The organism is Nigerium sp. (genome assembly GCF_039811905.1).
Classification (GTDB): Bacteria; Actinomycetota; Actinomycetes; order Propionibacteriales; family Propionibacteriaceae; genus Propioniciclava.
Genome location: NZ_JBDHZL010000088.1, coordinates 1 through 10,850, shown reverse-complemented (window position 1 = coordinate 10,850; position 10,850 = coordinate 1). Strand labels below are relative to the sequence as shown.

Below are 10,850 nucleotides of genomic sequence, written 5' to 3'. Positions count from 1 at the left end.
CCCCCCCAAGGGGCCGCCGGGTCCTGAAGCATCGATTCACGTTCATATCGGAGGAGCCGAGACGCTCCGCGTGCCATGCTCAGGCGACATGCTGGATCGCGAGAGGGTGCAGACCGATGGTGCACGGCGGGTTCTTCGTTGGTCGTGGAATCGGCGCGGCGGCGTCCGCGCTCGTGTTGGTGTGCTGCGGCGGATGCCAGCCGGCGGCGTACACGACGAGCCCGACACCGACGATCGTCGCGACGGGTCCTGATATCGAGCCGACCTACGAGTGCGTCCCCTCCGTGGCGTCGGCGGGGGATTCGACGCCGAGCCCGACGCCTACCGTGTGCAGCCGGGAAACCTACCTCCGGCAGGAGGCGCTGAACGCCGCCTACGTGGAGGCTGAGGGCCAGCTGCAGAAGTTCCACGAGGCCGAGGCGCTGCTGGCACAGGGCGACGCGGCGGGGCAGGAGCCGCTGCGTGGCGTCACCACCCCCGAAATCTACGACGAGGTCGCAGGGCAGTACGCGACCGACCTCGCCGAGGGCTACCGCTTTGAGGGGAGCGACATCGCGCTGCGCTCGGTGTACCGCTATCCAGACAGGGCGCCCAGGTCGGTCGTGGCGCTGCAGGCGTGCACGGACTTCCGCAACACCGTGCTGATGAAGAAGTCGAAAGTCGTCCGGCCGGGGCGGACGGTCGTGCGTGCGCTGAGTTTTCAGCGGGTCGACGGCGTTCTGCTCGTGTCGAACATCGACGTGCTCGACGAACCGTGCTGACCGGGGGGCGTCCGGGAATCAGACGGCGTCTTTGATCGCTGAGGGGTGTGTAGAGCTCCGCGGCCGGCGGGCGCTCCTCGGGAAAGGTGTTGTGCGTATGTCTCTTCCACTGTCCGTCCTCGACTTCGCGATCGTGCGGGAGGGGGTGTCGGTGCGGGAGGCGTTCCTCGAGTCGGTGGAACTGGCGAAGACGGCCGAGCGGCTCGGCTACGAGCGGGTCTGGTACACCGAGCACCACAACATGAGCACGATCGCGTCGGCCGCGCCGGCCGTGCTCATCGCGCACATCGCGACGCAGACCGAACGCATCCGGCTCGGCTCCGGCGGCGTCATGCTGCCGAACCACTCGCCGCTGACGATCGCCGAGCAATTCGGCACGCTCGCCGAACTGCACCCCGGGCGTATCGACCTCGGGCTCGGCCGTGCCCCCGGTACCGATCAGGCCGCTGTCCGGGCCATGCGCCGGGACGCCCGCGCGGCCGAGGCGTTCCCGCAGGACGTCCGCGAACTGCAGGCCTATCTGCGCGACCAGTCGCTGGTCCCCGGCATCCGCGCGATTCCCGGCGCCGGCACCGACGTGCCCCTCTACATCCTCGGGTCGTCGCTGTTCGGGGCACAGCTCGCCGCCGCCTACGGCCTGCCGTACGCGTTCGCGTCCCATTTCGCCCCGGACGCCCTCGAGGAGGCGACCGCCGTCTACCGCGAGCAGTTCCAGCCGTCCGAGCAGCTCGACAAGCCGTACGTCATGGCCGCCGTGAACGTGATCGCCCACGACGACCCCGACGTCGCCCGGCAGGAGTGGGAGTGGACGAAGCGCAACCGCGTGAAGTCGATGCTCACCCGCGGACGCGGTGGGTTCCAGTCGTTCACCGACCAGGACATGGATGTGCTCATGGCGTCCCCGGCTGCCCAGCAGATCCTGCACATGCTCACCTACACGGCGGTGGGCGATCGGGACGCGGTCCGCTCGTACCTCGGCGACTTCGCCGAGCGCTCCACCGCCGACGAGCTCATGATCGCCCCGTTCGGCTCGACCCCCGAGGCTGCGCGCGACTCGCTCCGCGTTCTCCGGGACGCCTGGGGCCGCTGAGCGCGGTCCCTGGGCCGGCCCCGCGGCGCCACCACGCCGCCGGCCGGAGCCCTCAGCTCAGCCACGCGCCGCGCCGCAGCACCCGGACGACCTCGAGTCGATCGTCCAGGACGACCGCGTCGGCGAGGCGTCCGGGCGCGAACGTGCCGACGTCCCGCAAGCCCAGGTAGGCCGCCGGAAGCTCGGTGGCCGAGCGGAGGGCGTCCTCGAGGGGGACGCCGGCCTCCGCGGCCGTCCGGACGCCGGCGTCCAGCGTCAGCGTGCTCCCGGCGATGGTCTCGGTGCCGGTGAGCCGCGCCACCCCGCCGCTGACGGTGACCGGCAGCGCGCCCAGCACGTAGTCGCCATCGGGCGCGCCCGCCGCGGCCATCGCGTCGGTGATGAGGACCACCCGGTGCCCGAACCGCTCCATGACGAACCGCACCAGGTCGAGGTCGACGTGGATGCCGTCGGCGATGAGCTCGAGGAAGGCGTCCGATTGCCAGCCGCCGAGGACGGGGCCGGGGGAGCGGTGCCGCAGGTCCGGCATGCCGTTGAAGAGGTGCGTGATACCGGACGCCCCCGCGGCGACGGCGTCCCGGACCTGCCGGTAGGACGCCCCGGTGTGCCCGACCGCGGCCACGACGCCCCGCTCGCTCAGAAGCCTCACGGACTCCACCGCGCCCTTGAGTTCGGGGGCCAGCGTGACCATCCGGACGAGGCCGGGCACGGCGTCCACCAGCCGCGCCACCCGCTCGGGCAGCGGATCGGCGAGCAGCGACTCGTCGTGCGCGCCCTTGTAGCGCCGCGACAGCCAGGGACCCTCGAGGTGGACGCCCGCGAGCTCCCCGGACGCCGCGAACGGCTCCAGCAGCCGCAGCTGCGCGACGAGAGTGTCCGACGCTGCGGTGACGAGGCTCGCGACGAGGGTTGTCGTCCCGCGCGCCCGATGGACGCCGAGCGCCCTCCGGACGTCGTCCGGGTCGTCCGTGCCGAAGGCCGCCCCGCCGCCGCCGTGGCAGTGGACGTCCACGAACCCCGGCGCCAGGACGCCCGCCACCCGCTCGTCGGCCCGGCCGGGGGCGTCGCCGAAGCCGGCGTCCTCGACGCGCTCCCCGGAGGTCCGCAGCCAGCCGCGGGCGAGGCGTCCGGCGTGAAAGAGGGCGTCGGCGGCGATGATCATGCGTGGGTCCTCACTCGAAGGCCTGCCAGGCGGTCTTGTGCGCGTAGGTCTCGCGGTAGTACTCGCGCAGGGCAAGCCCGGACGCTGCGGCCTCGTCGATCACGACCGTCACCGTCCGGTGCAGTTGCAGCACCGACCCCGGGCACATCGCGGTGACCGGCCCCTCGACCACGCCGCGGACGGCGTCCGCCTTGGCCGCGCCCTGCGCGATGAGGACGACCGCGCGGGCGTCCATGATCGTGCCCAGCCCCTGCGTCAGGCAGTGGCGCGGCACCTCGTCGAGGGATGCGAAGAAGCGGGCGTTGTCGCGGCGGGTGCGGTCATCGAGGGACTTGATCCGCGTCCGGGACGCCAGGGACGACGACGGCTCGTTGAACCCCACGTGCCCGTTCGCCCCGACGCCCAGAATCTGCACGTCCATCCCGCCGGCGCCGGCGATCGCCCGCTCGTAGCCGGCGGCGGCCGCCTCCACGTCGTCGGCGAAGCCGTCGGGGGTGTGCACGCGGGCGGGATCGAGGCCGAGCGGCTCGGTCACCGTCCGGCGGATCACCTGCTCGTAGCTTTCCTCGTGGCCGCGCGGCAGCCCCACGTACTCGTCCAGCGCGAACGCGGACGCCTCGCTCAGGTCGAGTTCGCCGGCGGCGATCCGCCGGGCGAGCGCCGCATAACACGACAGCGGGGACGCCCCGGTCGCCACCCCCAGAACCGCCGGACGCCCGGCGTCCCGGCACACCTGCGCCACGCGGGCGGCCGCGACCGAGCCGACCTCCTGGTCGTCGCGGCAGATGACCACTTCCATCGCTTGCCTCGCTCCCGACGCCGTCCCCCGGCGGGGCCGGGGGACGGCGTCCGATTGTTCGCTAGCCCGCGGTCGGATCGAGGCTGACGGACGCCTCCGACCCCTCGTCCTCGCGGCCGGGGGTCTTGAGGTTCCACCAGCGGATGACCGCCCGGAACAGAACGTAGTACACGACGGCGAACGCCAACCCGACGATGACGACCAAGACCGGGTTGGTCGAGATGCGCCAGTTGAGCACCATGTCGAACAGCCCGGCCGAGAAGCCGAAGCCCATCTTCGCGCCGAGCGCGTTCATCAGGGCCAGCGAGACGCCGGTCAGCAGGGCGTGGATCACGTACAGCGGCCACGCGACGAACATGAACGCGAACTCGATCGGCTCGGTGATGCCCGTCAGGAAGGCCGTGAACGCCACCGAGAGCATGATGCCGCCGACGGCCTTGCGGTTCTCGGGCTTGGCCTCGTGCCAGATCGCGAGGGCGGCGGCCGGCAGCGCGAACATCATGATCGGGAAGAAGCCGGTCATGAACGTGCCGGCGGTCGGGTCGCCGTGGAGGAAGCGGGCGATGTCGCCGTGGTAGACGACGCCGTCGGCGCCGGTGAACGAGCCGATGATGAACCACGGCGGGTTGTTGAGGATGTGGTGGAGGCCCAGCGGGATCAGCAGCCGGTTCAGCGTGCCGTACACGAACCCGCCGAGGATCGTGTTGCCCGCCACCCACGTGCCCACGGCGGTGAGGCCGCCGTTGAACGCCGGGTAGACGAACGACAATGCCGTCGAGAGCAGGATGCCCGCGACCGCGGTCAGCATCGGGACGAAGCGCCGTCCGCCGAAGAACGCCAGGTACGGGGGGAGCTTGGTGCGGTAGAACCGCTGCCACAGGTGGGCGGAGATCAGGCCCATCAGGATGCCGCCGAGGACGCCGTAGTTGATGAGGTCCTGCTTCTCGCCCTCGGGCGCCGCGCCCAGAATCGTCGGGGACATCGCGTCGCCGACGCCCTTGAACACGAGGTAGCCGACCACGGCGGCGAGGGCGGTCGAGCCGTCGGCCTTGCGCGCCAGGCCGATCGCGACGCCCACCGCGAACAACAGCGGCAGGTTGTCGAACAGGGCGCCGCCTGCCGCGGCGATCACGTCGGCGACCGGGCCCCAGTTCAGGCCGTCCGCTCCCAGCATGTCGGCGCTGCCGAGACGCAGCAGCAGCGCGGCAGCGGGCAGCGAGGCGATGGGCAGCATGAGGCTGCGGCCGAACTTCTGCAGGGGAGCGAGGTTGAATCTGCCGGAGGACGGCGTCGGTGTGGAACTCATGGGATGCCTTTCGGAGGTCGTCGGTGGGAGGGGTCTACAGGGTCGCCGGTTGGCTGAGATCGAGCGGCATGTGCAGCGTGTAGCGGTCGCCGCGGTAGCGGGACAGGATGTGCTCCACCGGGACGCCCGCGGCGGTCGAGCGCCGCAGAAACATCAGCAGCGCGGCCCCGGTCCCGACCGCCAGGTGCCGGGCGGACGCCGCGTCCGCCTGCTCGGCCCATAGCGTCTGGACGGCCGCGTCGATCACCGCGTCGTAGCGGCTCGCCAGCGTCTCGTACAGGGACGCCTCCAGCGGCTGGGCGTCCAGGTCGGGGAAGAGCCGGGCCGGGTACCAGCCCTCCTCGAGCGCGATCGGCTCGCCGTCGGCGAGCCGGACCCGCTCGAGCCGCCACGCCCGCTCGCCGGCTTCGAGCCGCAGGCTCGCTGCGGCGTCCGGCGGCGGGGAGACGCTCTCGACGGCGAGCACCCGCGTGGTCGGCACGTGGCCGCGGCGCCGCATGTCTTGGGTGAAGGACGCGAGGTGCAGCCGGCTCTCCACGCGCGGCTGCACCGCGAACGTGCCCTTGCCCTGGCTGCGGCGCAGCAGGCCGTCGGCGACGAGCGTGTCGATCGCGCGGCGGACGGTGGAGCGGGAGACGCGGTAGGTCGCCATCAGCTCCCTCTCCGACGGGATCGCCTGGCCCGGCTTCGCCTGGCGGGCGATGAGGGCGCGCAACTGCTCGTGCTTCGGCGCAGGGCCGTCGCTGAGGAGTGCTGCGCGGTCGGCGTTCATGGGGGCCTCGGGAATCGTGTCGGGCTGGCGTGCGTCGTCAGGTTTGGACCGGACTGGTCCGAACCAGTTGACAGGCAGCATGCACCTCGGCGTTCAATGGGGCAAGAGGCCGCGCTGGCGGCCCATTCGCACGAGGCCGCGCCCTGCGGCCCGGATCAGGGGGAAGCGATGAGCAAGGCCGAGAAGATCCTCTCCGCGCTGGGTGGCTCCGACAACATCGTCGACATCGAGCCGTGCATCACCCGGCTGCGCACCGAGGTCAACGACCCGGGCCTGGTGGACGAGGCGGCGCTGAAGGCGGCCGGCGCGCACGGCGTCCTGAAGGCGGGAACCACGGTGCAGGTCGTCGTCGGTCCCGAGGCGGAGCTGCTGGCCGATGACATCGAGGACCTGCGGTGACGGACGTCGTCGCGCCGTGCTCCGGGCGCATCGTTCCGATCGAGAAGATCTCCGACCCGGTGTTCAGCGCGCAGATGCTGGGCCCCGGCGTGGGGATCGCACCGGAGGCGTCCGAGATGACGGTGGTGGCGCCCATCGCCGGGCGCGTAGTGAAGGCGATGCCGCACGCGTTCGTGGTGATGGCGGGCTCGGTGGGCGTCCTGACGCACCTGGGCATCGACACCGTCCAGCTGCAGGGCGAGGGGTTCACGGTGCTCGCCGACGAGGGGAAGGCCGTCCAGGCCGGCGACCCCATGGTGCGCTGGCGCCCGGGCGCGGTGGCCGCCCGGGGCATCGACCCGACCGTGATCGTCGTGGCGATGGATCGTCCGGCCGGCAGCGTCGAGGTCCTCGCCGAGGGGCCGGTTGTCGAGGGCGACCTGCTGTTCCGCGTGTGAGGGCCGCGCGTTCCCGCGGAGGGACGCCGCGTCCGTGGGGCGGCCCGGGCGGATTTGGCCGGGCCTTGGCCCCTGTCGTAGACTGGCGAGAGCCGTAGACCGCTGGTTGTGCCCTCGGGCACGTAAACCCCGCGCAGGTGAGTCGTGAACAATCGTTGCTGGCCCGAAGAGGCCGAACGGTGGTGCCCGAGTCGCGTGCGCGATTCGGGTTTTTTCTTGCCCGCGTGTCGACGGCCTGACGAATGCAAGTGGGAAGGAGACCCATGGCGAGGCCGGACAAGGCAGCAGCCATCGACGTTCTGAAGGAGAGCTTCACCTCTGCGGACGCCGCTGTGCTGACCGAGTACCGCGGTCTCACCGTGAGCGACCTGAAGGATCTCCGCAGGTCGCTGGGTGAGAACGCCACCTATGCCGTCACGAAGAACACACTGACCCTGATCGCCGCCAAGCAGGCTGGCATCGACGGGCTCGACGAGCAACTCACCGGACCGACCGCCATCGCGTTCATTCGCGGTGACGTCGCCACGGTCGCCAAGGGGCTGCGTGACTTCGCGAAGGCCAACCCGCTTCTGGTCATCAAGGGCGGCGTCATGGACGGTCGCGTCCTGGACGCCGAGGCCGTGAAGAAGCTCGCCGATCTCGAGTCCCGCGAGGTTCTCCTCGCCAAGCTCGCCGGCGCGATGCAGGGTTCCCTGCAGCAGGCCGTCTCCCTCTTCGCCGCTCCGCTCTCCCAGGCCGCTCGCGCCCTGGGCGCGCTGGAGGCGAAGGCGGGGGAGGATCCCTCGATCATCGGTGGGGCCGGCTCGGCTCCCGCCGCCGACCAGAAGCCCGACACCGCCGAGGCCACGGCCCCGGCATCCGATGCAGCGACCGCTGCTGAGGCCCCCGAAGACGCGGCTGACGCTGCATCGACCAAGTAAGAAAGGACGCCCATTATGGCGAAGCTCACCGCTGACGAGCTCCTTGACGCGTTCAAGGACATGACCCTGATCGAGCTCTCCGAGTTCGTGAAGCAGTTCGAAGAGACCTTCGGCGTGACCGCCGCCGCCCCGGTGGCCGTCGCCGCCGCGGGTGCCGCTCCGGCCGCCGGTGGCGCCGATGGTGGCGAGGAGGCCGAGGAGGAGTCCTCCGAGGTTTCCGTCATCCTCGAGGCCGCTGGCGACAAGAAGATCCAGGTCATCAAGGAGGTGCGTTCCCTCACGAGCCTCGGCCTGAAGGACGCGAAGGACCTCGTTGAGGCCGCGCCGAAGCCGGTCCTGGAGAACATTCCGCGCGACCAGGCCGCCAAGGCGAAGGAGGCCCTCGAGGCCGCCGGCGCCACCGTCACCGTCAAGTGACCTTGGCGCGCTAGACGCGACGAAAAAGGGGCGGGGCCGATTCGGCCCCGCCCCTTTGCCATGCCCGGACGGACGCCGCCGGACCCCGCTCTCACGGGCGCAAACGTGACCCGAGGTCGTCCGGAAGCGTCCCTCGCAGAGTGCGTGCATTGCTGCCCGCCCCCCGCTATCATCAATGTGTCTTCCAAGGCGATAACCTCCTCCAAGACGAGAACTGCGGGGCCGAGCCACCCTCCCGGCGCGATCGCGGTCGTCAACGAGGGGCGGGGCATGCGGCCGGTGGCCGCGCGAGTTCGGGCGGGCTTCTCTCAGACCCGCCCGCCGGTGTTGCGTGATCGGTGTGCGTCTAGTAGTCTCTAGCTTTGCCCCATTTCGCGCCCCGTGGTGAGTTTGACGCGGGCCGTTTCGCATGCATAGAACCGGTTTGCCGGGTCTCTTGGAAGGACACCGAACCTTGGCCGTCTCGCGCGTTGCGTCGAAGAACACCAATGTCGTCTCCACTAGCGGTCGCATCTCCTTTGCGAAGATCGCAGAACCGCTGGAAATCCCCAATCTGCTTGACCTGCAGATTGACTCCTTCGATTGGCTGGTTGGCAACGACGCGTGGCGCGCCCGTGTCGACGAAGCCCAGTCCGAGGGTCGGACCGACATCAACACCAAGTCCGGTCTGGAGGAGATCTTCGAGGAGATCTCCCCGATCGAGGATCTCTCCCAGACGATGTCGCTGAGCTTCCGCGACCATCGCTTCGAGGAGCCGAAGTACACCGTCGAGGAGTGTAAGGATCGCGACGTCACCTACGCCGCGCCCCTCTTCGTCACCGCCGAGTTCATGAACAACGACACCGGTGAGATCAAGAGCCAGACTGTCTTCATGGGCGACTTCCCGCTCATGACGCCGAAGGGCACCTTCGTGATCAACGGCACCGAGCGCGTGGTCGTGAGCCAGCTCGTCCGTAGCCCGGGCGTCTACTTCGAGCAGTCGCCCGACAAGACCTCCGACAAGGACATCTTCACCTGCAAGATCATCCCGAGCCGCGGCGCGTGGCTCGAGTTCGAGGTCGACAAGCGCGACATGGTCGGCGTCCGTCTCGACCGCAAGCGCAAGCAGAACGTGACGGTCCTGCTCAAGGCGCTGGGGTGGACGAACGAGCAGATCCTGGAGGAGTTCGGCGACTACGAGTCCATCCGGCTCACGCTGGAGAAGGATCACACGGCGAACACCGACGAGGCGTTGCTCGACATCTACCGCAAGCTGCGTCCGGGCGAGCCGCCGACGCGCGAGGCCGCGCAGGCGATGCTGGAGAACTACTACTTCAACAACAAGCGCTACGACCTGGCGAAGGTCGGCCGGTACAAGATCAACAAGAAGCTGAAGCTCGACGAGCCGTTCGACCAGCAGGTGCTGACGATGGACGACATCGTGGCGGCCATCCGGTACATCGTCGCGCTGCACGACGGGCGCGAGGAGCTGGGCGGCAACCCGATCGAGACCGACGACATCGACCACTTCGGGAACCGTCGCCTCCGCACGGGCGGCGAGCTGATCCAGAACCAGTTGCGCATCGGCCTGGGGCGCCTCGAGCGCACCGTCCGCGACCGCATGACGACGCAGGACATCGAGGCGATCACCCCGCAGACGCTGATCAACATCCGTCCGGTGGTGGCGGCGCTGAAGGAGTTCTTCGGCACCTCGCAGCTGAGCCAGTTCATGGATCAGAACAACCCGCTGGCCGGCCTGACGCACAAGCGGCGCCTGTCCGCGCTGGGCCCGGGCGGTCTGTCCCGCGACCGCGCCGGCATGGAGGTCCGCGACGTCCACCCGTCCCACTACGGCCGCATGTGCCCGATCGAGACCCCTGAGGGTCCGAACATCGGCCTCATCGGTTCGCTGGCGTCCTTCGCCCGGGTGAACGCGTTCGGCTTCATCGAGACGCCGTACCGCCGCGTCGAGGACGGCCGGGTGACCGACTACATCGACTACCTGACCGCCGACGAGGAGGATCGGTTCGTCATCGCGCAGGCGAACGCCGTGCTGAACGAGGACGGCAGCTTCGCAGAAGACCGCGTCCTGGTCCGCCGGAAGGACGGGGAGGCCGACGAGCTCACCCCCGACCTCGTGCAGTACATGGACGTCTCGCCGCGCCAGATGGTGTCGGTGGCGACCGCGCTGATCCCGTTCCTGGAGCACGACGACGCGTCGCGTGCGCTCATGGGCGCGAACATGCAGCGGCAGGCCGTCCCGCTCATCCGCAACGAGGCCCCGTTCGTCGGGACCGGCATGGAGTACCGCGGTGCGGTCGACGCGGGCGAGGTCACCGTCGCGGCCAAGGCCGGCGTGGTGACGTCCGTCTCGGGCGACCTGATCGACGTCATGAACGACGACGGCACCGAGTCGGTGTACCGCCTGGCGAAGTTCGTCCGGTCGAACTCCACCACGTGCATCAACCAGCGGCCGCTGGTCTCCGACGGCGAGCGCGTCGAGGTCGGCCAGCCGCTGGCCGATGGCGCGTGCACCGACAACGGCGAGATGGCGCTCGGTCGCAACCTGCTGGTCGCGTTCATGCCGTGGGAGGGCCACAACTACGAGGACGCGATCATCCTCAGCCAGCGCCTGGTGCAGGACGATGTGCTCACCTCGATCCACATCGAGGAGCACGAGATCGACGCCCGCGACACCAAGCTGGGCGCGGAGGAGATCACGCGCGACATTCCGAACGTCGGCGACGACATGCTCGCCGACCTCGACGAGCGCGGCATCGTCCGCATCGGCGCCGAGGTCGGGACCGG

11 protein-coding genes are annotated in these 10,850 nt (G+C 70.0%); 7 read left to right on the top strand and 4 right to left on the bottom strand.

Annotated features, from left to right (window positions below; translation table 11 throughout):
• Window positions 1–116 precede the first annotated feature (116 nt).
• The gene (locus WMJ97_RS12075) at window positions 117–761 is read left to right on the top strand and encodes a hypothetical protein (RefSeq protein ID WP_347349248.1); all 645 of its coding nucleotides are present in this window, start codon (window positions 117–119) and stop codon (window positions 759–761) included.
• 97 nt (window positions 762–858) lie between these two features.
• Window positions 859–1,851: an LLM class flavin-dependent oxidoreductase gene (locus tag WMJ97_RS12070; protein WP_347349247.1), complete on the top strand. Its 993-nt coding sequence runs from the start codon at window positions 859–861 to the stop codon at window positions 1,849–1,851.
• A 52-nt stretch (window positions 1,852–1,903) separates the two neighbouring features.
• Here WMJ97_RS12070 and WMJ97_RS12065 read toward each other — a convergent pair whose 3' ends face one another.
• The 4 genes from WMJ97_RS12065 to WMJ97_RS12050 all read right to left on the bottom strand — a co-directional run bounded on the left by WMJ97_RS12065 (window position 1,904) and on the right by WMJ97_RS12050 (window position 5,890).
• Window positions 1,904–3,013 (bottom strand): N-acetylglucosamine-6-phosphate deacetylase, encoded by a 1,110-nt coding sequence (locus WMJ97_RS12065; protein WP_347349246.1) that lies wholly within the window; start codon window positions 3,011–3,013, stop codon window positions 1,904–1,906.
• A 10-nt stretch (window positions 3,014–3,023) separates the two neighbouring features.
• Entirely contained in the window at window positions 3,024–3,812 is a 789-nt protein-coding gene (gene nagB / locus WMJ97_RS12060; RefSeq protein ID WP_347349245.1) for a glucosamine-6-phosphate deaminase, read from the bottom strand.
• Window positions 3,813–3,873: 61 nt separating this feature from the next.
• Complete coding sequence (locus tag WMJ97_RS12055) at window positions 3,874–5,118, bottom strand: PTS transporter subunit EIIC (protein WP_347349244.1); 1,245 nt, start codon at window positions 5,116–5,118, stop codon at window positions 3,874–3,876.
• A gap of 34 nt (window positions 5,119–5,152) precedes the next feature.
• Window positions 5,153–5,890: a GntR family transcriptional regulator gene (locus WMJ97_RS12050; RefSeq protein WP_347349243.1), complete on the bottom strand. Its 738-nt coding sequence runs from the start codon at window positions 5,888–5,890 to the stop codon at window positions 5,153–5,155.
• A gap of 168 nt (window positions 5,891–6,058) precedes the next feature.
• Between WMJ97_RS12050 and WMJ97_RS12045 the strand changes: the two genes are divergently transcribed.
• The 5 genes from WMJ97_RS12045 to rpoB form a co-directional block, all read left to right on the top strand.
• Entirely contained in the window at window positions 6,059–6,289 is a 231-nt protein-coding gene (locus tag WMJ97_RS12045; protein WP_347349242.1) for a PTS glucose/sucrose transporter subunit IIB, read from the top strand.
• Window positions 6,286–6,726, top strand: coding sequence for a PTS glucose transporter subunit IIA (locus WMJ97_RS12040; RefSeq protein WP_347349241.1), 441 nt, complete (start codon window positions 6,286–6,288; stop codon window positions 6,724–6,726). Before WMJ97_RS12045 ends, WMJ97_RS12040 begins: the two co-directional genes overlap by 4 nt.
• A gap of 263 nt (window positions 6,727–6,989) precedes the next feature.
• Window positions 6,990–7,646 carry a 50S ribosomal protein L10 gene (gene rplJ / locus WMJ97_RS12035; RefSeq protein WP_347349240.1) on the top strand — a complete coding sequence of 219 codons (657 nt, stop codon included), beginning with the start codon at window positions 6,990–6,992 and terminating at the stop codon, window positions 7,644–7,646.
• A gap of 15 nt (window positions 7,647–7,661) precedes the next feature.
• Window positions 7,662–8,063: a 50S ribosomal protein L7/L12 gene (rplL, locus tag WMJ97_RS12030; RefSeq protein ID WP_347349239.1), complete on the top strand. Its 402-nt coding sequence runs from the start codon at window positions 7,662–7,664 to the stop codon at window positions 8,061–8,063.
• Window positions 8,064–8,517: 454 nt separating this feature from the next.
• On the top strand, window positions 8,518–10,850 hold a 2,333-nt coding region (rpoB, locus tag WMJ97_RS12025), incomplete at its 3' end, for a DNA-directed RNA polymerase subunit beta (RefSeq protein WP_347349238.1).

Bases quoted from the DNA above. Each gene is read 5' to 3' on its own strand.
- WMJ97_RS12075 (WP_347349248.1), top strand. From the start codon at position 117: ATGGTGCACGGCGGGTTCTTCGTTGGTCGTGGAATCGGCGCGGCGGCG.
- WMJ97_RS12070 (WP_347349247.1), top strand. From the start codon at position 859: ATGTCTCTTCCACTGTCCGTCCTCGACTTCGCGATCGTGCGGGAGGGG.
- WMJ97_RS12065 (WP_347349246.1), bottom strand. From the start codon at position 3,013: ATGATCATCGCCGCCGACGCCCTCTTTCACGCCGGACGCCTCGCCCGC.
- nagB (WP_347349245.1), bottom strand. From the start codon at position 3,812: ATGGAAGTGGTCATCTGCCGCGACGACCAGGAGGTCGGCTCGGTCGCG.
- WMJ97_RS12055 (WP_347349244.1), bottom strand. From the start codon at position 5,118: ATGAGTTCCACACCGACGCCGTCCTCCGGCAGATTCAACCTCGCTCCC.
- WMJ97_RS12050 (WP_347349243.1), bottom strand. From the start codon at position 5,890: ATGAACGCCGACCGCGCAGCACTCCTCAGCGACGGCCCTGCGCCGAAG.
- WMJ97_RS12045 (WP_347349242.1), top strand. From the start codon at position 6,059: ATGAGCAAGGCCGAGAAGATCCTCTCCGCGCTGGGTGGCTCCGACAAC.
- rplJ (WP_347349240.1), top strand. From the start codon at position 6,990: ATGGCGAGGCCGGACAAGGCAGCAGCCATCGACGTTCTGAAGGAGAGC.
- rplL (WP_347349239.1), top strand. From the start codon at position 7,662: ATGGCGAAGCTCACCGCTGACGAGCTCCTTGACGCGTTCAAGGACATG.